Below are 23,083 nucleotides of genomic sequence, written 5' to 3'. Positions count from 1 at the left end.
AGAGGAGCGCCCATGAACCAGCCGAGCCAGCCGAGCCAGCCGCCGCACCCGGCCCGCGCCGCCTTCGACGCCGTGATCTTTGACCTCGACGGCGTGGTCACCGACACGGCCGCCGTGCACGCCCGGGCGTGGAAGGCCCTGTTCGACGAGGCACTGCCGGGGCTGACGAAGTCGCCGGTGCCTTCGTTCGAAATCGAGAGCGACTACCGGCGGTACGTCGACGGGCGGGCGCGGGAGGACGGCATCCGTGCGTTCCTAGCCTCGCGCGGGATCGAACCGGCGCATGGCCGGGCGACCATCGACGCTCTCGCCGGCCGCAAGCAGGAGCTGTTCACCCGCGAGCTCGCCGTCGGCGGGGTGCAGGCGTTCCCCGGCACGCTGGCGCTGTTGCGCCGGTTGAAAGAGCAGGGGCTGCCGGTGGCCCTCGTGACAGCGAGCCGCAACAGCGCCGCCGTGCTGACCGCGGCGCGCCTCACGGGCCTATTCGACGTCACGGTCGACGGCACCGACGCCGTGCGGATGCGCCTGGCCGGCAAACCCGACCCGGCCCTGTTCCTCGAGGCGGCCCGGCGACTGCACGTGACGCCGGACCGCACAGTGGTCGTCGAAGACTCCGAGGCCGGGGTGCAGGCCGCGGCGCGCGGCGGATTCGCCCTGGTCATCGGCATGGAGCGTACGGGCGACAACCGGCTGCGCTCGGCCGGCGCCGATCTGGTGCTCACCGACCTCGCCGACCTGGACCTGGCCGGCCTGGACCCCGCTCTGACCGGGAAAAACCGCGGCTGGGCCGGAGGCGAGACCGGCAGCGACCCGTGGTTGCTGCGCTACATCGGCTATGACCCCGCAACCGAGGGGCTGCGGGAGGCGCTCTGCACACTCGGAAACGGCTACTGGGGCACTCGCGGCGCGGCGGCCGAGTCCACCGACGACGGCGTGCACTACCCCGGAACCTACCTCGCCGGCGTCTACAACCGGGTGCAGACGACCCTCGGCGAGCGCACCGTCGAAGACGAGCACCTGGTCAACGCCCCCAGCTGGCTGCCGCTGGGATTCAGGGTGGCCGACGGGGACTGGTTCGACGTCGGCCACACCGAGCTGGTCACCTATCTGCAGGAGCTGGACCTGCGGCGCGGCGTGCTGACCCGGGTCATCCGTTTGCGCGACGAAGCGGGGCGCACCACCCGGGTGACCTCCCGGCGGTTCGTGTCCCAGGCCGCCCCGCATGTGGCCGTGCTCGACACCACGTTCGAGGCGGAGGACTGGACCGGCCCGGTGACCGTGCGCTCGGCCCTCGAGGGCCGGGTCTTCAACCGCAATGTTGCCGCCGACCGGCTTCTCACCAACGCTCACCTGATTCCCCACACCGGCACGCAAATCGACGCCGAGACCGTGCTGCTCGAGATGGAGACCACGCAGTCCGGCATCCACATCGCCCTGGCGGCCCGCACCCGGGTGCAGAGGGACGAGCAGCCGGTCGAGTCCCCGCGGCACCTGCTCACCGACGACGCCGGCTGGGTGGCGCACGAATTCACCCTGGATCTGGAGCCGGGGCATCCGGTCAGGGTGGAGAAGACGGTCGTCGTCAGCACCTCCCGCGACCGGGCCATCGCCTCGCCGGCGCGGGCGGTTGCCCTCTGGATGCGGCGCCTGCCGCACCCGGCGGACCTGTTGGAGGCGCACGAACGGGCCTGGCAGGTGCTCTGGGACGAGTTCGCGGTGGACATGCGCGCGAGCGATCACCAGTCGCTCGCACTCAACCTGAACACCTTCCACGTGCTGCAGACGGTGGCGGCCGTCGACGCCGACCTCGACGCGAGCATGCCGGCCCGAGGGCTGCACGGCGAGGGGTACCGCGGGCACGTCTTCTGGGACGAGCTGTTCGTCTACCCGATTCTCACCCTGCGCCGCCCCGACCTGAGCCGCGCCCTGCTCGGCTACCGGTACCGGCGCCTGGGCGAGGCCCGCGCGGCCGCACGGGGCATCGGCCGCGAGGGCGCGATGTTCCCCTGGCAGAGCGGCATCGACGGGCGTGAGGAGACCCCGACGAACCTCTTCAACCCGCTGAACCAGCAGTGGATGCCCGACAATTCGCAAAACCAGCGGCATGTGGGCCTCGCCGTGGCCTACAGCGTCTGGGAGTATTACCAGTCCACCGGCAACACCGAATTCCTGATTCAGCAGGGTGCCGAGATGCTGCTCGAAGTGGCTCGTTTCTTCGCCAGCCTGGCCCGCTACGACGAGGTGGACGACCGCTACGACATTGACGGGGTGATGGGGCCGGACGAGTTCCACGACGGGTACCCCGGGGCGTCGGGCCACGGCCTCCGCAACAACGCGTACACGAACGTGATGACCGCGTGGGTGCTGCGCCGCGCGGTCGACACCGTGGCTCTGTTGCAGAACCGGTACTGCCGGCCCCTCTGGAACCGGCTGCGACTGCGGCCGGACGAGGTCGACCAGTGGGTCCGGATCAGCCTGCGGCTGCGGGTGCCGTTCCACGCCGACGGCGTGATCAGCCAGTTCGAGGGCTACGAGGGCCTGCCCGAGTTCGACTGGGACGCCTACCGGGCCCGGTATCCCTCGATCGCCCGCCTCGACCTGATCCTCAACGCCGAGGGCGACAGCACGAACAACTACCGGCTCTCCAAGCAGGCCGATGTGCTCATGCTGCTCTACCTGCTCTCCGCCGAGGAGCTGCGCGAACTGCTCGAGACCATGGGCTACGAACTGCCGCCGGAGGCGATTGTGCGAACGGTCGAGTTCTACTCGGCACGCTCCACGCACGGCTCCACGCTCAGCAACGTGGTGCACTCCTGGCTGGACGCCCGGCGCGACCGGGAACGGTCGTGGGACTACCTGACCCGGGCCCTCGACAGCGACCTTGGCGACATCCTCGGCGGCTCCACCCACGAGGGCATCCACCTTGGCGCGATGGCCGGATCGGTCGACATGGTCGTGCGCTGCTACACCGGGCTGGAGATCCGGGAGAACATGCTCTGGCTGCATCCCGTACTGCCGAAGGAGCTCGCGGAGGTCACCTTCGCCATCAACTACCGGGAACAGCCGATCCGGCTGAAACTGACGCCCGGCAACGTGCGCCTACAGCTGCAGGCAGGCGGCGCCGCTCCGATCCGGGTGCGGGTCGAGGGCCGGGAGGCCGTGCTTGCGCCCGGCGAGACCCGCGATTTCCCGCTCGGTTAGCGTCGGTCGTCCCGGACTCCTGAAACCACTATCCCTGTGGGCCAACGCCGCTCGGGGCAGCCTCGGGGTTGGCGAAGGCGGCCAGCAATTCCCCAATGCGGTGACCACGATCCAGAGGGTGGCGAAGCGGCATCCCCGTGTTAAGGCGATAGATGTTGCGCCGTCCCTCCCGTTCGCGCTCGAGATAACCGGCGTCTTCGAGTTCGGTGACGATGCGTTGAGCCGCCCGCTCCGTGATGCCCACCTGGGCCGCGACGTCGCGCAATCGCACATTCGGGTTCTCCGCCACGCACAACAGCACGTGCGCGTGATTGGTTAATAACGTCCACTGCGCCATTCTCCTATTCTCACCCAACTGACCATTGTTTCCTCACACGTGAATCCCGACACTCAATACGTGCTATGTTTTTCGTGTTTTATGAATCGTGAGAAAAGGAGCATTTTTGAACGAGAATGTTACGGTGGCAATGGTCCTGGCGGGACCGTGGGTTGCCGTGCTCGCCTCAGCGATCGCCGGGCGTCTCGGCCGGAGCGGTGAACTGGTTGCTCGCATCGCCGCAGCGGTCGTCAGTCTGGGGTTCGTCTTTACGGCAGCCGTCGCCGTTGCCGTGTCGACCCTGTGGACGGGTTCCATCCAGGTGGGCTTCGGGGAGACAAGCCTGCAACTCGATACCCTGGCACTGATCATGTCGATGCTTGTTCTGGGGCTGTCCTCCCTCATTCAGGGGTTCGCCGTGCGCTACCTGCGCGGGGATCCTCGTCAAATCTGGTTCGTGGTGACCGCGAACCTGCTCACCGGGTTCACCGTGCTGATGGTGTGTGCAGGGTCCGTGGCCCTGTTCGCGTGCGCCTGGGTCGGCGCCGGCGCCGCACTTGTGTTGCTTCTGGCCACCTACTGGCCGCTGGCACAGGCGCGGGAGGGTGTGTGGCGCACCGTGGTTCGCTTTGGTGCCGCCGACACCGCGTTCCTCCTCGCGGTGGCAGTGCTGCTCGTTGGTGCCGGCGGGGACCTGTCCTTCGATCAGCTCGGTGCCGGTGCGTCCGGCCTGAGCGCGCCGGCCCAGCTCACCCTCGCGGTGCTGTTGGTCCTCGCCGCCCTGGCCCGATCCAGCCAGATCCCATTCCAGGGCTGGTTGCCGTTCACTCTCGGCGCCCCGACACCGGTCTCTGCTCTGTTGCATGCCGGGGTGGTCAACGCGGGCGCCATCCTGCTTCTGCGGTTCGCGCCGGCGATCGCCCCTCACCGGTCCGTGATGATCGTCGTCTGCGTGGTGGGCGCGGCCACCCTGGTGTTCGCGTCGGCGGTGCGCCTGGCACGCCCGGACGTGAAGGGCCGACTGGTATTCTCCACGATGGCGCAGATGGGGTTCATGATCATGGCCTGCGGGTTGGGCCTGTTCGCGGCTGCGATCTTCCACCTGGTTGCCCACTCCCTGTACAAATCGACACTCTTCCTCGGCGCGGGAACCGGAGTGCGTCAGCATGCCACCGACCGCGACCTTCCTACCCGCACAGCCCCGTCGCGCCTGGTGGCGGGCCTCGCGGTGGCCATCTCCGTGACCGTGACGGTTGCCGTACTCGTGGCAGCCAAACTGGTGCTCTCCCCCGCCGTGTCGCCCTCCAGCATCGGCCTGTTGGCGTTCGTCGCCCTGACCGCCGGCGTCACCCTGGCCGTGGCACTGGCAACCCACTTCTCGATCCGCACGCTGGTGGTCGGCACCACGGTGACGGCGGCCGTCGGAATCGGCTACGTAGCCTTCCTGCACCTGTTCACGGGAGCACTGGAACCCGGGGTGCCGGTCCAGGGGGCCCCTGGCTGGCTGCTCGTTCTGCCCGCGGTCGGCCTGATCGCCGTCGAGCTGCTGGCTCGAAGCAGCACCGGTGCGGTCTGGCTGCGCGATCGTGTCTACACGTCCGCACTTGCCGCATCCCTGCCCCGTAACCCCATCAGAACTGGAGCACCCCTGTGAGTCTGATCCTACGCGCGCAGGTCGCTGCCGCCGCCCACGACATCGTTCCGGCCTGGCCGTTGGACTCCTTCATCGCCGTGAACCCGCTGGCCGGCCGCGAATCTTACCCATTCGAGACCGAAACAACCGCGGAAGCGGCAACCACCCGCCCCGGGAGCGCCTACCTGGCTGACTATCAGCGCGGTCGAATCACCCGTGATGACATCGACGCAGCACTCCTCGAACGCATCCCCCAGCTGGCCGACCGACGCTTGCGGATCGGCACCGCAGCCGTGTCCGCGGTCCGGGTTGCCGAACTCGATATGCGCCTGGTCGCAGCCGCACCTGCCCCCGAACCGGTTGCGGTGGCGGAGCTGACGTGGCTCGATGAATACCTGGCCGTCTGGGTTGCCGGCTATCTGTGCCCGGACCCGGCGTGGCCCATGCCACACCATGCCGACGGGTTCTACCGGGCCTGGCGAACCCTGGCCTGCCTCGATCCGTCCCTCCCCCGCACGGTTCGGCGCACCCTCACCACACTTTCGCCCGAACCGGACGCGGCGCTGGCGCACGCCCTGCAATGCCTCGGCATCGCGGCGGCCGACGTCCCACGTGCCCTTCGGACCGCACTCGGGCACCTGCCCGGGTGGGTCGGGCACATCAAATGGCGGGCCGAGAAGGTCGGCGACATCGACCTGACCTCGTACCTGGCCGTCCGATTCACGGTCCAGGTTGCGCTCGGAATTACCCCAGCGGCCGACCAGACAACACAGACGGCACAGCCCGACCACACCACGCTGACCTCGGCACCGTTCTGGTTGCGGGCCGAACGGGTTGCGCAGGCGCTCACCGCCGCACGGCCGAGCCGCGAGGACGTCGCCGCGGTCGCTCGGGTCCTGTCCACGCATCCGATAACCGACCAGCGGTACACCTGGCAGAAAGCCTACGAACTGAACTACCGCACCGCCCTGATCGGGGCACTCCGCTCCACCGTCGAGACCCGGGACGGCCGCAACGTGCAGTTGGTGATGTGCATCGACCCCCGGTCCGAGGGGTTGCGCCGCCACCTCGAAGAAAGCTCCTCAGTCGAGACGTTCGGTTTCGCTGGCTTCTTCGGCGTCCCCATCCGGTTCGCCCGCTACCAGGCGCGCGGAGCAATCGACTCGCTCCCGGCACTGCTGAGCGCGCGCCACCACATCACCGAGATCCCCGTCGACCACGAACAAGCACACAGAGTCGTTGCCGCTGGAAAATTCCGAGACGCCCTGCGGCATGCCGTGCATACGGCGGACTCGACAGCGGCGACACCGTTCGCGTTCGCGGAGACGGCGGGATGGTTCTACGGCGGCATCAGCATCCTGCGCACCCTCACCCCGCGCATCCACGCACGGATCGTGCGCGCCCTCTCCCTCTCGTCCCGGGACCTGCGCAGTGACGTGACGATCGCGGACGCGTTCACCCTGGACGAACGTGCCACGTTGGCCGAAACGGCCTTGCGGATGATGGGCCTGGCCCAGTTCGCCCCGCTGGTCGTTTTGGCAGGTCACGGCTCCGAATCGGAGAACAACCTCTACCAGTCCGCACTGGACTGCGGCGCGTGCGGCGGAAATCCGGGGCACGCCAACGCCCGCGCCGCCGCCGCCATCTTCAACGACCCCGAGGTGCGACTGCTGCTCGCCGACCGCGGGCTGCCGATTCCCTTCGACACGTTCTTCGTGGCCGCCGAACACAACACCGTCAGCGACATGGTCACCGTGCTCGACCGCCACCTGATCCCCGACAGCCACACGAGTTCGGCAGACCGCTTCGAGCAGCTTCAGCGCACCGCGGCGGACAAATTGGTGACCGAACGCGCCCGGCAACTACCGGGAGCATCCCCCCGGCATTCCCCCGCACGACTGCGCGGACGTGCCCACGACTGGGCTGAGGTGTATCCAGAGCTCGGGTTGGCGGGAAACGCCACCATGATCATCGGACCCCGCGACATGACCAGGAACGTTGATTTGGGCCGGCGGGTGTTCCTGCACTCCTACCGCACCGAACTGGATCCCACCGGGGCCGCCCTGGAGACGATCATGACCGCCCCCCTCGTCGTGGCGCAGTGGATCAACCACCAGTACTACTTCACAGCCCTGAACCCCGACACTCTCGGCGCCGGAACGAAAACCATCCACAACGCCATCGGCACACTCGGCGTGATCTCGGGCCACAGCGGCGACCTTCGCCGCGGCCTGCCGTGGCAATCCGTGGGTCTGGGCACGGAGCTGTTCCATGAGCCGATGCGCCTCACTGTCGTTGTCGAAGCACCGCTGGCCCGCATCGGAGAGATCATCTCGCGCAACCAAGTCCTGCGAGATCTTTTCGACAATGACTGGATCACCCTCACCGCACGAGATCACCCCACTGCCCTCTGGCACCGCTATACCGCCTACGGCTTCACAGCGACCGCAACCGCTACTCCCGCCGCCACTGCCACCCCGATGGAAGGACCACACACATGAACAATCTCACCAAGATGACCCGACTGGAGATCGTCGTGCCTGCCCGCGACGCCCCCGCCATCCGCGAGCTGGTTTCCTCCGCCGGCGCCACCGGGTACACCTCCGTCTCCGGTGTCTCCGGCATCGGACACCACGGACAACACTCTGGATCCCTGCTCTTCAACGAGTACGACACCCTCACCATGCTCATCACCGTGTTGCCCCCCGACAAGGCCGACGAACTCATCAACGCCGTGCGCGAGCTGCTTAACACCTCCAGCGGCGTCATGTTCGTCGCCGAGACCTACGTCTCAAGGCCCGACTACTTTCAATGACTTCCTCCCACTCCTACTATGCTGGGCGCCTGATCACCTTCGCCACCATGCACGGCAAGGAGCACCTCGCTCAACAGGCATTCCACGACATTCTCGGCGCGACAGTCAGCGCTTCGGGGGGCCTGAACACTGACCAGTTCGGGACCTTCGCCGGCGATATCCCTCGCACCCTCAGCCCCCGCTCGGCAGCCCGCGCCAAAGCGCGGCTGGGTATGCAAATCGCCGGCACCACTCTTGGACTTGCCTCCGAAGGCAGCTTCAGCTCCGGATTCGGTCCTCTCGTTGAAAACATGGAGATTCTCCTGTTCATCGACAAAACCCTGGGGTTGGAACTCGTCGAGGGCGCCGTGAATATCTCCGCGCTGCCCGGAGGCAGACGCGTCGACAACGCCGACAGCGCTCTAGCGTTCGCGTCAGCCGCGGGATTCCCCGAACAGGGAGTGATCGTGCAGAGCACAAACGATAATCACCTGACTGTCTACAAGAACTTCACGCAACTCAGCGACCTCGAGGAAACCGTCGACATGCTTCTGACGGACCAGTCCTCCGTCACGATTCTGCCGGACTACCGAGCGCACAAATCGCCAGCGCGGGCAGAGACCATTCGCAGGCTGAGTTATCAGATGGCTCGTCGCCTCGCTACACCCTGCTCCCTGTGTCAAGCACCTGGGTTCGGTCAGGTAGACATCGAACGCGGCGTTCCCTGTTCCGACTGTAGATCAGCGACCGCATTGATCGCCGCGGACCTCCACGGCTGCGGACGCTGTACCCACAGGACCCGGATACCGCGTGGCCAGGCCACCGCCGACCCGCAATGGTGCGACTATTGCAACCCGTAGTGAAGTCAGGCGTTATTCGTGCTCCCCGTCGGCCTCATGCATGGTGGTCCGCGGCGCGCCTCAGACCTCGGACTGCAGGGCCGCCCGGGCGAACGCGGCACCACCGGGCGTGACGATCCAGCGCGTGTAACTGCTCGTGCCGGCATCGAACACACCGAGTCGGCGCAGCAAGCGCCACTTCGGCAGCACCAGGTTGAACGCCGCGTCACTGGAGAGCGGGGCACCGTCGGCCCGCACCCAACCGATGGTCTCCAAACTGAGGGCCAGCAGCTGTTTGAACAGTTCGGCCTCGTCAAAACCCCGCCGCGCGATGAGTAGGAGCAGCAGCCTGGTGGCGTCGGACTCGGCCGGGTCGCGGCTTTGGTGCGCGGTTCTGGCCAGATGCCACCACAGATCGCGCGGCGCCTCGACGAGCGCCCGGCCGCGACTGGTCTGCAGCAGCATCCCCTTGCTCACTCGGAGCAGGCCCACGCTGCGCAGGTGTGCGCGCAACTCCAGCAGAGGCAGGAAGTGGCTCTCCCGGCTCGCCGTGACGGGCCAGCCCCAGTCGAGCTGGGTCGAGGCTTCCACGACCACCGCGGGCGGGAGGTAGCCGGCCTGGGTCAGACGGATGCCGTGCTCACCGACACGGCGCAGCATCCACTGCACGGGTGCCACCATGCGCTCCATCGCCCGTACCGGCAGCAGAATGGAATCGGTCACCCGTGCCTCCGCGAGCACCAGGCGGAACCCGGCGACGGAGTCGGGGTGCATGCGTGTTTCGAGTTCCTGGACGACCTTCACTGTGCGAGCATAGCGAGGAGTGGCCGCGGAGCCTGATGCGACCGATCGTGTCGGGTATCCGCTCTGCCGTAGCCTTGGATCATGGCCAGAGACATTGCAACCACCACCACAGTCGACCTCGCCGCGATGCTCGCTTTCGTGCGCCCGAGGCACCGGATGCTGCTGGCCACCACCCGCACCGACGGCCGCCCGCAGATCTCGCCCGTGACCGGCGGGGTCGACCCCTCCGGCCGAATCGTGATCTCCTCCTATCCCGCCCGGGCGAAAACCCGCAACGCGGAGCGAAATGTGCTTGCCTCCGTACTGGTGCTCTCGGACGACTGGGACGGAGGCTGGATCCAGGTCGACGGCGACGCCGAGGTGCTGCACATGCCCGAGGCCGGCGACGGGCTGGTCGAGTACTTCCGCTGCATCTCCGGCGAGCACTCCGACTGGGCCGAGTACCGGGCGGCGATGGCGCTTCAGGACAAGTCCCTGATCCGCATCACCCCCAGCCGGTGGAGCCCGATCGGCACGGGCGGCTTCCCGGCCGACGTCGCCGCCCGGCTCGACGCACTGTAGCCGCGCTCGCAGGATCGGCGTCGTGGCGCCCGGCGCACTGTCACCAGCATCTGCGAAGCTGGACGGATGACCGACACCCGCGCCGCCGCTCTCGAGATTCTGCGCAACCTGGTCGGCCGTGACGACGCCGACTTCCACGAGGGACAGTTCGAGGCGATCGAGACCCTCGTCGACCAGCGCCGACGGGCCCTGGTCGTGCAGCGCACCGGGTGGGGCAAATCGGCCGTCTACTTCGTCGCCACGCTGCTGCTGCGCCGCCAGGGAGCCGGCCCCACCATCCTGGTGTCGCCGCTGCTCGCCCTGATGCGCGACCAGGTGGCCGCGGCAGCCCGGGCCGGGGTGCGCGCCGTATCGATCAACTCCTCCAACCCGCACGAGTGGGCAGAGGTGCAGCAGCAGCTGATCGACGACGAGGTCGATGTGCTGCTGGTGTCGCCGGAGCGGCTTAACAACCCGAAGTTCCGCGACGAGCAGCTCCCCGCGCTCCTCGCCCGGGTGGGCCTGCTCGTCGTCGACGAGGCCCACTGCATCTCCGACTGGGGCCACGATTTCCGGCCCGACTATCGGCGCCTGCGCGACCTGATCGCCCAGATGCCCGCCGGGGTGCCGGTGCTGGCGACCACGGCCACGGCGAACAGCCGCGTGGTGACGGATGTCGCGGCACAGCTGGTTTCGACCGGCCCGACCACCGTGGCAGGCGCTGAGGTGGTCACCATCCGCGGCCCGCTCGCCCGGGCATCCCTGCGCCTCGGCGTACTGCGCCTGCCCGACTCGCGCACCCGGCTGGCCTGGCTGCTCAGCCACATCGACGAGTTGCCCGGTAGCGGCATCATCTACACCCTCACCGTCTCGGCGGCGGAAGACACCGCACGTCTGCTGCGGGAGGCCGGGCACCCGGTGCGTGCCTACACCGGGCAGACCGACACCGCGGAACGGGAGGAGTCCGAGGGCATGCTCAAGCGCAACACGGTCAAGGCCCTCGTCGCCACCAGCGCCCTGGGCATGGGGTTCGACAAGCCCGACCTCGGCTTCGTGTTGCACCTGGGTGCCCCGTCCTCCCCCGTGGCCTACTACCAGCAGGTCGGCCGCGCCGGCCGCGCCACCGAGAACGCCGACGTGCTGCTGCTGCCCGGAGTCGAGGACGAAGACATCTGGCAGTACTTCGCCACCTCCTCGATGCCCAGCCAGCACAAGGCGGAAGCCGTGATCGGGGCGCTCACGGAGCATGGATTGGCCCCGCTGTCCACACCGGCGCTCGAGGCCCGTGTCGACCTCAAGCGCAGCCCGCTCGAGCTGCTGCTGAAAGTGCTCGACGTCGACGGCGCCGTGCGCCGCGTCACCGGCGGCTGGGTGTCCACCGGCCGTCCCTGGTTCTACGACCGGGAACGCTACGAACGCATCGCCGCCGCCCGGGTGAGCGAGCAGCAGGCGATGCTGGACTATGAGCGCACCACCGGCTGCCGGATGGAATTCCTGCAGCGCGCGCTCGACGACGACACCGCGGTGGCCTGCGGCCGCTGCGACAACTGCACCACGGCCTGGTTCCCCGGCGACGTGCAGCCCGAGATGGCCTCGGCCGCCGCCCGATCCCTCGACCGGGTCGGCGTGGCTCTCGAGCCGCGCGCGCAGTGGCCCACCGGGGTGGCGAGCCTGGGCGTGAACGTGCGCGGCAACATCCCGACCGGCGAACGGATGCTGCCCGGCCGCGCCCTCGCCCGCCTCACCGATCTGGGCTGGGGCGGCCCGCTACGCGACCTGTTCGCCAACCAGTCCTCCGACGCGCCGTCCACGGATGCCCCGGCGAGCCCGGCCCTGATCCAGGCCTGCATCCGCGTGCTGGCGGAGTGGGGCTGGGACGAACGGCCGGCCGCGGTGGTGAGCGTGCCCTCGCGGCGGCATCCGTTGCTGGTCGGATCGGTGGCTCAGGCGTTCGCCGAGGCCGGCCGCCTGCCCTGGCTCGGCTCGCTCGACCTCGTGAACGGCGGCCCCACCGGCACGGCGGGCGGCAACAGCGCCTACCGGCTCTCCAACGTCTGGGACCGTTTCGCGGTGGGACCGAAGCTGGCCGCGGCCCTCGACACGGTGCAGGGCCGACCGATCCTGCTCGTCGACGACCTCGCCGACAGCCGCTGGACGCTCACGGTCGCGGGCCGCCTACTGCGTCGCCAGGGGGTGGCGGCCGTGCTGCCGTTCGCGTTGGCGTTGAAGTCCTGAGCTGCCGGAGAACTGAAGCTTTCGCCCTGACGTCAACGCAGCGCGCGCAGCTTGACCGTGCGCTGCAAGCCGACCTCGTCGGCCTGGACTCCCCCGACCGCTCCGCAGTGGGCTGACTGCATGGACAGGCGCACCAGGTCAACGCCGCGCAACCCGGGCCAACCCTGCACCAGGTGGCGCCAGGTTGTTGGCACAGCTCCCAGCCCCCAGCGGGCGGCGGTCAGCGCGCCAGCGAGACCTGCTACGGCGTCGGTGTCGCCGCCGCCGCGCGCAGCGACTTCGATGGCGCGACGCACCTGGCCGGCATCCGTTCCCCGGGCGTACGTGATCGCCGACCAGGCGGCCTGCAGGGTCTGCACGACCCAGCCGTTACCCGGAAAATCCGCGGACCGTTCACGCTCGGCATCGTCAAACCGGGCCGACCAGTCCGCGCGGCGCTCGCTCGGCAGGGCGGACAGGCCCACCCGAATGTCGAGTTCGCCCTCGAGCACGGCGTGCCGCAAAGCGAGCCCGAACAGCACGCAGGCATCGCCTGCCTCGGTTTCACGGTGCGTCAGCTCGCTGACCAGGCGCGCGGCCTCGGCCAGGGCGACCGGATCGCCGAGGAACGCCAGCGCCACCGGCGCGGTTCTCAGGAGCGATCCGTTGCCGGCGCTGCGCCCGCTGCGGTCATGCTGCTCCCTCGCCCCGCGACGAACGGACTCGGCGTTCGGCTCGCTGCCCGAGAGCACCGCCCCCAGCTGCACACCCGCGTACGGTGCCGATTTCGCCCAGGCCGCCCAATGGGCCACGACGATGTCGAGGACCGAGTCGTCTCTGAGATCCCCGCCCTCCGCCGCGGCCATCGCGAGCGGCACCGCCATGGCCGTGTAGTCGGTCCACTCGCCGGGTGCCCAGTGGAAGCCGCCGCCGCCGCGCATGCTGACCGGGGTGGTTTTCGGTAGCGGCCCGGCGAACTCGTAGCCGGCCCCGAGCGCGTCCCCGCAGGCCATGCCCAGCAGCACCGCTGCTGATCGGTCGTGTTGGTCGGCAGTCAGCTTCATTGCAGGCTCCTTCGGGTCGGGCCGATTCGGGTCGGGTAAGGACCGGAGTACCTGCACATCCGAGAATGAACGCCGGATGTGCGGGGCGAACGTAGCCTATTCCGGCCGAAAATCCCCGGCAAGGCCATTGACCGGGGCCTAACCGGTGTGTGACGCGGCGCGTCACGGGAATACTTACCGGGGCGCACTCCTTGTTAGTCTTCGGACGTCGCTTTTCGGCGATGAATGCGCACCTGCAACCTCGGTTAGGTCAGAAAAAATGAAGCTCAAGATCCTGTCGGCGGTATTACTCACAGCGCTCACCGTGTCGCTGGCCGGCTGCTCCGCGAGCACCGACACCGACGATTCAGCCACCACCGGCGCCGACACCTCGCTGTCCTCCGTCACAGACGCGGGCGTGCTCACCATCGGCACCGAGGGCACGTACCGCCCGTTCACCTTCCACGAGGGTGGCTCCGGCGCACTGACCGGTTACGACGTCGAGATCATCGAGGCCGTCGCAGCCGAGCTCGGAGTCAAGGCCAAGTTCGAGGAAACCCAGTGGGACGGCATCTTCGCCGGCCTCGAGGCCGGCCGCTTCGACGTCATCGCCAACCAGGTCACGGCCACCCCGGAACGCGTTGCCAAGTACAACTTTTCGACCCCCTACACGTTCTCGACCGGCGTGATCGTGGTCAAGAGCGACAACACCTCGATCACCTCCTTCGAGACCCTGGCCGGCAAGACCACGGCCCAGTCGCTCACCAGCAACTGGAACACCCTCGCCACCGAGAGCGGCGCACGTGTGCAGGCCGTCGAGGGCTGGGCTCAGTCGGTCGCCCTGGTCGAACAGGGCCGCGTCGACGCGACCGTGAACGACAATCTCACCTTCCTCGACTACCAGAAGCAGACCGGCGCCACCGGGCTCAAGGTCGCCGCGAACACCGACGAGGAGTCCGCGACCTCGTTCGCCTTCGTCAAGGGCAGCACGGAGCTGACGGATGCCGTCGACGCGGCCCTCGAAAAGCTCGCGGCCGCCGGCACCCTGACGTCGATCTCGGAGAAGTACTTCGGGTCCGACGTTTCCCAGTAACCCCGTCCAGCCATGAACCAATCCGCCTGGGACCTGTTCTGGACCTCGCTCGGTCCCATCGTGCAGGGGGCGATCCTCGGCACCATTCCGCTGGCGCTCGCCTCGTTCACGATCGGTCTGGCGCTCGCGCTCGGGCTGGCGTTGATGCGCCTCTCCCGGCGCCGGTGGGTGTCCGGCTTCGCCCGGGTCTACATCTCGATCGTGCGCGGTACCCCACTGTTGGTCCAGTTGTTCGTGATCTTCTACGGCCTGCCGTCGCTGGGCATCCTGATCGATCCGTGGCCGAGCGCCGTGGTGGCGTTCTCACTCAACGTCGGCGGCTACGCCGCCGAAGTGATTCGGGCGGCCATCCTCTCGGTGCCCAAGGGGCAATGGGAGGCGGCCTACATGATCGGCATGTCGCACCGTCGCGCGCTGACCCGGATCATCCTGCCGCAGGCCGCCCGTGTCTCGGTCCCGCCCCTGTCGAACACTTTCATCAGCCTGGTCAAGGACACCTCCCTTGCCTCGCTGATCCTGGTCACGGAGCTGTTCCGCGAAGCACAGCAGGTGGCCGCCTTCAGCCAGGAATTCATGCTGCTCTACCTCGAGGCCGCCCTGGTCTACTGGGTGATCTGCCTGGGCCTGTCCTCGGTGCAGAGCGTTCTCGAGAAGCGATTGGACCGCTATGTCCCCCACTGATCCGATTGATCCGACCGAACCGACGGCCCCGAATGCCGCGGCGACCTCCGACGCCCTGCTCCGCGTGCGCGGGCTCCAGAAGAGTTTCGGCGCCAACCAGGTGTTGCAATCCATCGACCTGACGGTGAATCGCGGCCACGTGCTCGCCCTGATCGGACCCTCCGGTTCCGGCAAGACCACCATCCTGCGCTGCCTGAACGGCCTGGAACTGGCCGACGGCGGAACGATCGACGTGAACGACGAACTGTCGGTCGACTTCGCAGCCATACCGGGGAAGAATCAGCGTGCGGCTCTGCGCGACCGGTCGGCCATGGTCTTCCAGCACTACAACCTGTTCCCGCACAAGACCGTACTGGAGAACGTGCTGGAGGGGCCCGTGGTGGTGCAGCGCCGCCCGAAGGCGGAGGTCGAAGCGGAGGCGCTCGCGTTGCTCGACCGCGTGGGCCTCAGCGCCAAGAAGGACAGCTACCCGTTCGAGCTCTCCGGCGGCCAGCAGCAGCGTGTGGGCATCGTGCGCGCGCTTGCCCTGCGCCCGCAGCTGCTGCTCTTCGACGAGCCCACGTCGTCCCTCGACCCGGAACTCGTGGGCGATGTTCTGCGCCTGATCAAGGAACTGGCGGTGGAGGGCTGGAGCATGGTGATCGTGACCCACGAACTCGAATTCGCGCGCGAGGTAGCCACCGAGGTGGCCTTCGTCGACGGTGGCCGGATCGTCGAGCACGGCGACCCGAATCAAATGCTGCGCCACCCAAAGGAGGAACGCACCCGGCAGTTCCTGCACCGGCTGCTGTTCCCCTTCTAGGTGCACCTCCAGGCGTGGGGCCGACCTCGCCGGGCAGCGGCTCAGCCCCTCACCCGCCCGTCAACTCTTGCGCCCGGAGTCGGGCTGATCCGCTGGTTCAGTCTCGGAATGATCCGCTGCCCGGAGTGAGCCGGCATGAGCTCGCACCGTGGGATCCTGGCGTGTCTTGATCAGGCTGGCAACCGTGGTCACGGTCAAGACCACACCGATGACGATCAGGCTGAGATTCGTGCTGATCTCCGGCACTCGGCCATCAAGGCCGTGCGCCCAATGCAGAACGAGTTTCACACCGATGAAGGCCAGGATGAGGGACAGGCCGGTCGACAGGTAGACCAGCCGGTCGAGGAGCCCCTTGACGAGGAAGAAGAGCGCCCGGAGCCCGAGCAGTGCGAAGGCGTTGGCGGTGAAGACGATGTACGCCTCATCGGTGATTCCGAAGATCGCCGGGATCGAATCGAGTGCGAACAGAAGATCGGTGCTGCCGATCGCAATCAGAACGATAAACAGCGGTGTCACCGCGCGGCGGCCGGCGCTCCGCGTGAACATTCGACCGTCGACATAGTCGTCGGTAACGGTCAGGCCCCGACGGGCCACCCGAACCAGTACGTTGTCTTGCACGTCAGGGTCGACGTTACGGTGCCGGAAGAGCTGTACGGCTGTGAAGATCAGCACCAGACCGAAGATCAGGAACATGAAGGAGAACAGCGAAAGCAGGGCGGAACCCAGTGCAATGAAGATCGCCCGCAGAATGAGTGCCAGCAGGATCCCGAAGATGAGAACTTTCTGCTGGTATTTCTCCGGGACCGCGAAGGTCGACATGATGATCACGAAAACGAAGAGGTTGTCGATGGACAGGCTCTTCTCAACGATGTACCCGGCGAAGTATTCCGCGCCGAACCCCCAGCCCACCTGCGCCGCGAAAACGAGGCCGAACAGGATCGCGACCGCGATGTACAGCACCGACGAGAGTGCGGCCTCCCGAAACTTAACGACGTGCGGCCGAGCGATGGCCAACCCCAGGTCCAACGCGAGCAGACCCAGAATGACGGCGATGGTGAGCGTCCAGCGGAGCGCAGTTACTTCCAGCAACTGTGACCTTCCTGTCGTGTCCTCAGCGAGAATTTCAGCGTAAGCCTACTCATAAGAGGAACCAAATAAGCATGAACGTCAACAGTATCCTGCCTCTGCTGCTGACCCCCTTCCGGGCAAGCGGCCTGCCCTGCTGAATCCCCAGCTCGTCAGCACTATTCTTTTCCAGTGACTTCAACAGCGATTTCTCCGGTGGCCTCCGACTCAGCATCGCCCTCCACCTTCCGGCGTCTTTCCGGTCTGCTGCGGATCGGCATAGGACTGCTGCTCTTCGCGAGCATCATTACGCAGATCACCGACCAGCTCTGGAACGACGCCTTCGTGGCGACCGAGTACTTCGGCTACTTCACCATCCAGTCGAGCCTGATGAACGTGGTCGTGTTGCTCGTGGGAGGTTCCCTCGCCCTGCGCCGAGGCACGGATTCCCAGCTCCTCACCGGGGTGCGAATGTCGGTACTCACCTACGCGGTCGTCACCGGGGTCGTCTACAACGCGCTGCTGCGCAACGTCGTCTCCGATGGCTTCATCGGTGTCGGCTGGCCCAACGAGGTCTTGCACGTCTGGGCGCCGATCTTCATCGCGCTGGACTGGATCCTCTCGCCGGGGCGCCCGGCCCTGGCCTGGAAGCGCCTCGGTGTGGCCCTGATCTACCCGCTGGCTTGGGTGGCATACGCCGTGGTGCGGGGCACCCTGACCGGCTTCTACACCTATCCCTTCCTCGAACCTGCCCAGCCGGGCGGCTACGTGACCGTGATCTTCTACGTGCTCGGCATCGCGACCTTCATCACCGGTCTCGCCGCGGCCGCAATCGCCGCGAGCCGCCTCCGGCCACAGGTTCTGACGACCGAACCCGTGGCCTGATCCGCTCTCGCGGTCAGACCGATCGCGGCGGCGGCGCGAATGTGCTGAACGCGGCGATCATCTCGTCGACGCTGTGCGCCGCGGTCGACGGATGCCGGAACGGCCGGTTCCGCTCGATGCTGTAGTGATTGCGCCGCCCCACCCGTTCGCGCCGGATGTAGCCGGCCTTGACCAGGTCCGCCATGATGCTCAGCGCCGCCCGGGACGACACCCCCACCGTGTCGGCGAGCTCCTGCACCCGCGCATCGGGGTTCCCCGCGATGGCCAGGAGCAGGTGCGCGTGGTGGGTGAGGAACGTCCACGGCTTGCCGGGGGCATCCGTCGGTCCAGGCGGCGGAACGGGCAGCGGTTCGGGCAGCATCTCGGTCATCGGAGGGTCTCGTTCACCTTCTTCTGCTCGGCCTTCTGTTCGGCCTTCTGCACGGCTTTCTGTGCCTTCTGCTCGGGCGTGCGGGCCGATCGGCGCCAGACCGGCTCCATCTGGGCGAGTTCCTCAGGGGTGGCCTCGCGGAACGAGCCGACGGGAGCGGCCTCGAACTCGCGCCGCCCCTGGCCCCGCGTGGCCCGGAGGCTGAGCATGACCGACACCGCGATGATCAGCGCGATCACAGAGAGGGAAAGGGTCGTCGGGATGTAGAAGACGTCGAGCAGCAGCATCTTGACGCCCACCCAGATCAGCACCAGCGAGAGACCGATCTTCAGGTAGACGAATCGGTGCATGAGGTCGGCGAGCAGGAAGTACATCGCCCGGAGGCCGAGGATTGCAAAGGCGTTGGCGGTGAAGACGATGAACGGTTCACTGGTGACCGCGAAGATGGCCGGGATGGAGTCCACGGCGAACACGACATCCGTCACCTCGACGAGCACGAGAACCGCCAGCAGCGGTGTGGCGAGCAGAATGCCGTTCTTGCGCACGAGTAAGCGCTGGCCGTGGAACGTCTCGGTCATCGGGATGAAGCGGCGGAAGAGGCGCAGCACTTGGGATTTCTCGGGGTGCGCGTGTTCGTTGCGGGTGCGGATCATGCGGTAGCCGGTGAAGATCAGAAACGCGGCGAAGACGTAGAGGATCCAGGAGAAGTTCTCGATCAGCACGGCGCCCGCGGCGATGAAGATACCGCGCAGCACGAGCGCGCCAAGCACACCGAGGAACAGCACCCGGTGCTGGTACTGGCGCGGCACGGCGAAGGCGGCGAAGATAATCGCCCAGACGAAGACGTTGTCGACCGCGAGCGACTTCTCGATCAGGTAGCCGGCGTAGTACTGCTGCCCGAACTCGGCGCCGGCCGTGATCCAGATCACGACGCCGAAGGCGATGCCGATCACCACCCAGACCACGGACCAGATCGCGGCCTCGCGTACCCCGATCACATGGGCCTTGCGGTGAGCGAACAGGTCGACAGCCAGCATGACGGCGATCACACCGAACACCGCCAGCCAGGCGTAGAGGGGAACGTTCATGGATGATGCCTTCCAGTCAGTGCTGCGACTGGAGGTCTGGTCCAACCCGGATCGGGTTCCTGCGGCCGGGCTCCGATGACGGAACCGTAATGACGACCACACGCTGGGGATTACTCCCCTCCGAAAACAAGTGAAGCATACTTCACCCTTTGGGGCAAACCGCGGGGTTGACTGAGGCGGTTGAGCACTTCCGCCGCCGCGACTACCGTGCACTGGAACAATGGAGGATCCCATGAAGGGTTTTGTCGACAACATCGAGGACGCGGCCATCCGCAACTCGAATTTCCGCCAAGTGCTTTACACCGCCCGGGGGCTGCAGCTGGTCGTGATGGCGCTGGAGCCGGGCGAGGACATCGGAGAAGAGGTGCACCCGGATCGAGACCAGTACTTTCGGGTGGAGAAGGGCAAGGGCGAGATCTGGATCGACGGCACCAAGACGAAGATCAGGAAGAACTCGGCCATGGTCGTGCCGGCCGGCGCTCGGCACAATGTGCTCAACACGGGCGGCAAGGTGCTGCGGCTCGCCACGATCTACGCGCCGCCGGAGCATCAGGACGCCGTCGTGCACCTGACCAAGGCGGACGCCCAGGCGTCAGCGGAACACTTCGACGGCACCGTCACGGAGCCGAAGCAGAAGCAGAAATCACGCCAGGTGAAGCCGGCCGCCGCGCAGGCTACGGCAAAGCCGACGTCGAAGACGGCCGCCAAGCCCGCCGCGAAGAAACCACGCAAGCCGGCGAAGAAGCGCCCCTCGACGAGGGCGCGGTCCGCCGACACCAACTAGCCGAGTGCGGCCTAACGAATGCGAGGGAGATTTTAAGCGTTTCGGGCTGAAATGGATGTTCGGGGTCGGTTGTGAGCAAAATCTCCGTCGTATTGGTTCGAGACCGCCGGGCTGGTCCGCCTGGCTGGCGCCTAGCGGGTCCGGGCTCCGGCGTTCGCCGCCCGCACCCGCTGCGCCTGCAGGGTGCGTTCCCGCATCGCGAGGAAGAGCGGGAAGGTGAAGGCGAACGCTGTCAGACCCGAGAGCACCACGTAGAGCCAGCCCCGCTTCATCCCGATCCGCCTGGCCTCGACGATGATCAGGATGCTGCCGGCCACCGCCACCACCAGCAGGTCAACGGTCAGTGACGACACCGCCGGACCGCTGTTGACCCAGTCGCCGACGAAGTCGCGTAGCTGCACGATCGCCAGCAGGTTGAAGGTCCAGGTGCCCCCGAGGCCGCCGAGGCTGAGCGCCAGGTAGACGGCGGCGAGCGGGGTCCAGTTTTTGGTCATACGTCATTATTGCCGCCCGGTAGGGTCGAAAGCCGACCCTGGGAGCACCATGCCACACGCATCTCGCACGCCTGCGTCAACCCGCAGCCGGCGTTCCAGACGACGGCCCGTCACCGCCCTGATGGTGGTCCTGCCGCTCCTGGCTCTGATCTGGGCGATCGTGGTCGGCGTGCCCGGCGTCACGCCGGGCGAGACATCCGTCCCCTTCTCGGTCGGATCCGCGGCCGCGGCCCCGGCCCCGGCGAATTCGGCTCCGCCTGGCGCGACGTGGACGACAACGGCTGCGACACCCGCAACGATATCCTGGCCCGTGACCTGACCGCGATCGTGACCGAGGTGTCCTGCCGGGTCTTGAGCGGCGAGCTGCTGGCGCCGTACACGGGCGAATCGGTGTCGTTCGAGCGCGGCGAGACCACCTCGATGCTCGTGCAGATCGACCACCTGGTCGCTTTGTCGAACGCCTGGCAAACCGGCGCCGCGCAACTGACCCGGGAGGAGCGGATAGCCCTGGCCAACGACCCGCTGAACCTGCGGGCCTCCGACGGTGTCTCCAACTCGCAGAAGGGCGACGGGGACGCCGCCACCTGGCTGCCCGCGGAAAGTCGTTCCGCTTTGAATATGTGGCCCGCCAGATCTCCGTGAAGGCCACCTACGGCCTGCGGGTGGCCCCGGCCGAGCACGACGCCATGGCCCGCGTGCTCGCGACCTGCCCCGGCCAGCCTGCCTACTCGGCCGCGCCCGGTCTGGGCTAGTTCCGCGCCGGCACAGCACGAACCGGCACAGCCCGGCTACACCGACACGAGGACCTCACCGATCTCGCTGAAGCCCTGGTCGGTGACGGTGATGACCAGCTTGGCCGGGATCTGCTCCTTCATGGAGTCGACGTGGCTGATCAGACCGATGGTGCGGCCGCCGGCGCGGAGGCCGTCCAGGGTGCTCATCGCCGTCTCCAGGGTGGCGCCGTCGAGGGACCCGAAGCCCTCGTCGACGAACAGGGTGTCAAGGGCGATGCCACCGGCCTGATTCGACACGATCTCCGCCAGCCCGAGGGCGAGGGCCAGTGACGCCAGGAACGTCTCGCCGCCGGAGAGCGACTGGGTGGGGCGAGCCCGCCCGGTGTGCGCGTCCCGGATCATCAGCCCGAGCCCGGACTGACCACCACGGAACTGCACCGAGTCGTCGTGTTCGAGGGTGTAGCGGCCGCCGGTCATGGTGCGTAGCCGGTTGTTGGCCGCCGCAATGATCTGCTCGAGCTGCGCGGCGAGAACGTAGGTCTCCAGGCGCATCCGTTTCGTGTTGGGTTCGTCACCGTGCACGGCCGCCGCCAACTCCCGAACCTGCGTCTGCGTGGACAGAAGCTCCGCGCCGGCGTCGAAGTGCACGCGGGCATCCGTGACCAGGCCGGTCATGACAGCCACCCGCTCCCCCAGAGAGCCGCGTTCGGCCAGCGCCGCATCCCGTTCCGCCGCCGCCCTCACCAGGGTTTCCCGGGCCGGACCGACATCGGTCAGGCCGGCGGGAAGACCCGTGAGCGCTGGTTCGGCCAGCAGCGAGCGCGCCGCCGCGCGCGAATCGTCGTGGCCGCGGATCAGCTCTTCCAGCTGCCGCACGTCGGCGTCGTCCCGGTGGGCGGCGGCCACGTCCTGCTCGTCGACGAAACCTTCGCGGTCCAGCTGGGCCTGAACGGATGCGCCGGCGGCGTTTCGCAGGCTCCGGCGCTCACGGCTGTGGTCGAGGGCCTCGTCGAGGGCCCGCGCGGAGACCAGCTCGGCCCGCAGCCGATCGACCCGGTAGCCCACCGAGGCGAAGTCGCCGCGCAGGGCGGACACTCGGTCGTCGATGGCCTGTCGGGCGCTGCGGCGCTCGGCGAGCTGCGCGGCCGCCTCATCGCGGGCGGAGCAGAGGTCTGCCAGGGCACGGCCGGCCTCGTCGAGTTCGGCCCGCAGCCGGCTCTTGTCGAGGCCGAGCGCTGCCGCCCGCACGCCCGCGTTCACGGCCGCGGCCAGGGCCACATCGGACGCGGCCATCTCGGCGACGATTTCGTCGATGGTGCGCTCCCCGGCCCGGGCCCGGGCCCGGGCCAGGTCGGTGGCCACGGTGCCTGCGGCGGAATGCGTCTGATCGAGTCGGGTCTGCGCCTGCTTCAGGCGTGCCCGTGCCGCCACGATGTCGGCTTCGGTGACCGGTTCATCGTCGCCGGTGGCGGGAGCCGGATGCGCGGTCGAGCCGCATACCTCGCACGGCTCCCCCGCCACGAGGTGCGAGGCCAACTCGACGGCGTGGCCGGCCAGCCGCCGGTCCACGAGGGTCTGGTAGCGCACCGCCGCCGCCGCGTTCTCGCCGGCGGCGGCCGCGTCGGCCCGGTGCGCCACCTCCAGCTCCGCGTCGAGACGCCGCACCTGGCCGGCCGCGTCCTCGGCCGCCCGCAGCCGCTCCG

At 67.8% G+C, this 23,083-nt stretch carries 22 protein-coding genes; 14 read left to right on the top strand and 8 right to left on the bottom strand.

The window, feature by feature from the left end:
• Positions 1–12 precede the first annotated feature (12 nt).
• Positions 13–3,201, top strand: a complete 3,189-nt coding sequence (locus tag E3O22_RS14915) for a beta-phosphoglucomutase family hydrolase (RefSeq protein WP_134396448.1) — start codon at positions 13–15, stop codon at positions 3,199–3,201.
• A gap of 28 nt (positions 3,202–3,229) precedes the next feature.
• On the opposite strand, the gene E3O22_RS14910 is transcribed toward E3O22_RS14915, so the two are convergent.
• Positions 3,230–3,538, bottom strand: coding sequence for a winged helix-turn-helix domain-containing protein (locus tag E3O22_RS14910; protein WP_134396449.1), 309 nt, complete (start codon positions 3,536–3,538; stop codon positions 3,230–3,232).
• Positions 3,539–3,644: 106 nt separating this feature from the next.
• Between E3O22_RS14910 and E3O22_RS14905 the strand changes: the two genes are divergently transcribed.
• Genes E3O22_RS14905 through E3O22_RS14890 form a run of 4 tightly spaced genes read left to right on the top strand, consistent with a single transcriptional unit; the run spans position 3,645 to position 8,804 of the window.
• Positions 3,645–5,171, top strand: coding sequence for a proton-conducting transporter membrane subunit (locus E3O22_RS14905; protein WP_134396451.1), 1,527 nt, complete (start codon positions 3,645–3,647; stop codon positions 5,169–5,171).
• On the top strand, positions 5,168–7,651 hold the full coding sequence (locus E3O22_RS14900; protein WP_134396452.1) for a DUF2309 domain-containing protein: 2,484 nt from the start codon (positions 5,168–5,170) through the stop codon (positions 7,649–7,651). Before E3O22_RS14905 ends, E3O22_RS14900 begins: the two co-directional genes overlap by 4 nt.
• Positions 7,648–7,965 carry a DUF190 domain-containing protein gene (locus E3O22_RS14895; protein ID WP_104099654.1) on the top strand — a complete coding sequence of 106 codons (318 nt, stop codon included), beginning with the start codon at positions 7,648–7,650 and terminating at the stop codon, positions 7,963–7,965. The genes E3O22_RS14900 and E3O22_RS14895 overlap by 4 nt, the downstream gene beginning before the upstream one ends.
• Before the next feature lie 47 nt (positions 7,966–8,012).
• Positions 8,013–8,804 carry a DUF6671 family protein gene (locus E3O22_RS14890; RefSeq protein ID WP_134396454.1) on the top strand — a complete coding sequence of 264 codons (792 nt, stop codon included), beginning with the start codon at positions 8,013–8,015 and terminating at the stop codon, positions 8,802–8,804.
• A 60-nt stretch (positions 8,805–8,864) separates the two neighbouring features.
• Here E3O22_RS14890 and E3O22_RS14885 read toward each other — a convergent pair whose 3' ends face one another.
• Entirely contained in the window at positions 8,865–9,587 is a 723-nt protein-coding gene (locus E3O22_RS14885; protein ID WP_104099656.1) for a hypothetical protein, read from the bottom strand.
• Between the two features lie 81 nt (positions 9,588–9,668).
• Between E3O22_RS14885 and E3O22_RS14880 the strand changes: the two genes are divergently transcribed.
• Positions 9,669–10,148, top strand: coding sequence for a PPOX class F420-dependent oxidoreductase (locus tag E3O22_RS14880; RefSeq protein ID WP_134396456.1), 480 nt, complete (start codon positions 9,669–9,671; stop codon positions 10,146–10,148).
• 66 nt (positions 10,149–10,214) lie between these two features.
• Positions 10,215–12,362: a RecQ family ATP-dependent DNA helicase gene (locus E3O22_RS14875; protein ID WP_134396458.1), complete on the top strand. Its 2,148-nt coding sequence runs from the start codon at positions 10,215–10,217 to the stop codon at positions 12,360–12,362.
• Positions 12,363–12,394: 32 nt separating this feature from the next.
• On the opposite strand, the gene E3O22_RS14870 is transcribed toward E3O22_RS14875, so the two are convergent.
• Positions 12,395–13,405: an ADP-ribosylglycohydrolase family protein gene (locus E3O22_RS14870; protein ID WP_134396460.1), complete on the bottom strand. Its 1,011-nt coding sequence runs from the start codon at positions 13,403–13,405 to the stop codon at positions 12,395–12,397.
• A 259-nt stretch (positions 13,406–13,664) separates the two neighbouring features.
• On the opposite strand from E3O22_RS14870, the gene E3O22_RS14865 reads away from it, so the two are divergent.
• From E3O22_RS14865 to E3O22_RS14855, 3 genes are read left to right on the top strand one after another with little or no spacing between them, the layout of a single operon-like run.
• Positions 13,665–14,477 (top strand): amino acid ABC transporter substrate-binding protein, encoded by an 813-nt coding sequence (locus E3O22_RS14865; protein WP_134396462.1) that lies wholly within the window; start codon positions 13,665–13,667, stop codon positions 14,475–14,477.
• 12 nt (positions 14,478–14,489) lie between these two features.
• On the top strand, positions 14,490–15,158 hold the full coding sequence (locus tag E3O22_RS14860; RefSeq protein ID WP_134396464.1) for an amino acid ABC transporter permease: 669 nt from the start codon (positions 14,490–14,492) through the stop codon (positions 15,156–15,158).
• Entirely contained in the window at positions 15,145–15,960 is an 816-nt protein-coding gene (locus E3O22_RS14855) for an amino acid ABC transporter ATP-binding protein (RefSeq protein ID WP_134396466.1), read from the top strand. The genes E3O22_RS14860 and E3O22_RS14855 overlap by 14 nt, the downstream gene beginning before the upstream one ends.
• A 60-nt stretch (positions 15,961–16,020) precedes the next feature.
• Here E3O22_RS14855 and E3O22_RS14850 read toward each other — a convergent pair whose 3' ends face one another.
• A complete protein-coding gene (locus E3O22_RS14850; protein ID WP_134396468.1) occupies positions 16,021–17,049 on the bottom strand; it encodes a TerC/Alx family metal homeostasis membrane protein in 1,029 nt (342 codons plus the stop codon).
• 168 nt (positions 17,050–17,217) lie between these two features.
• Here E3O22_RS14850 and E3O22_RS14845 point away from each other — a divergent pair, with 168 nt between their 5' ends.
• The gene (locus tag E3O22_RS14845) at positions 17,218–17,910 is read left to right on the top strand and encodes a Pr6Pr family membrane protein (RefSeq protein ID WP_134396469.1); all 693 of its coding nucleotides are present in this window, start codon (positions 17,218–17,220) and stop codon (positions 17,908–17,910) included.
• Positions 17,911–17,923: 13 nt separating this feature from the next.
• Here the strand turns inward: E3O22_RS14845 and E3O22_RS14840 are convergent, their stop codons facing one another.
• Positions 17,924–18,280 (bottom strand): winged helix-turn-helix domain-containing protein, encoded by a 357-nt coding sequence (locus E3O22_RS14840; RefSeq protein ID WP_134396471.1) that lies wholly within the window; start codon positions 18,278–18,280, stop codon positions 17,924–17,926.
• The gene (locus E3O22_RS14835; protein ID WP_134396473.1) at positions 18,277–19,368 is read right to left on the bottom strand and encodes a TerC family protein; all 1,092 of its coding nucleotides are present in this window, start codon (positions 19,366–19,368) and stop codon (positions 18,277–18,279) included. The genes E3O22_RS14840 and E3O22_RS14835 overlap by 4 nt, the downstream gene beginning before the upstream one ends.
• Positions 19,369–19,600: 232 nt before the next feature.
• Between E3O22_RS14835 and E3O22_RS14830 the strand changes: the two genes are divergently transcribed.
• Positions 19,601–20,152, top strand: coding sequence for a cupin domain-containing protein (locus E3O22_RS14830; protein ID WP_134396475.1), 552 nt, complete (start codon positions 19,601–19,603; stop codon positions 20,150–20,152).
• Positions 20,153–20,283: 131 nt separating this feature from the next.
• Here E3O22_RS14830 and E3O22_RS14825 read toward each other — a convergent pair whose 3' ends face one another.
• Positions 20,284–20,646, bottom strand: coding sequence for a DUF2834 domain-containing protein (locus E3O22_RS14825; protein WP_134396477.1), 363 nt, complete (start codon positions 20,644–20,646; stop codon positions 20,284–20,286).
• 267 nt (positions 20,647–20,913) lie between these two features.
• Here E3O22_RS14825 and E3O22_RS16505 point away from each other — a divergent pair, with 267 nt between their 5' ends.
• Together E3O22_RS16505 and E3O22_RS16785 are read left to right on the top strand one after the other, a co-directional pair.
• Complete coding sequence (locus tag E3O22_RS16505) at positions 20,914–21,288, top strand: HNH endonuclease family protein (protein WP_347232328.1); 375 nt, start codon at positions 20,914–20,916, stop codon at positions 21,286–21,288.
• Positions 21,267–21,398, top strand: a complete 132-nt coding sequence (locus E3O22_RS16785) for a hypothetical protein (protein ID WP_347232329.1) — start codon at positions 21,267–21,269, stop codon at positions 21,396–21,398. The genes E3O22_RS16505 and E3O22_RS16785 overlap by 22 nt, the downstream gene beginning before the upstream one ends.
• Positions 21,399–21,434: 36 nt before the next feature.
• Here E3O22_RS16785 and E3O22_RS14815 read toward each other — a convergent pair.
• On the bottom strand, positions 21,435–23,083 hold a 1,649-nt coding region (locus E3O22_RS14815), incomplete at its 5' end, for an SbcC/MukB-like Walker B domain-containing protein (protein WP_304988790.1).

This window comes from Cryobacterium sp. TMT2-18-2, from assembly GCF_004402245.1.
Classification (GTDB): Bacteria; Actinomycetota; Actinomycetes; order Actinomycetales; family Microbacteriaceae; genus Cryobacterium; species Cryobacterium sandaracinum.
This window is presented reverse-complemented; position numbering and strand designations above follow the sequence as displayed.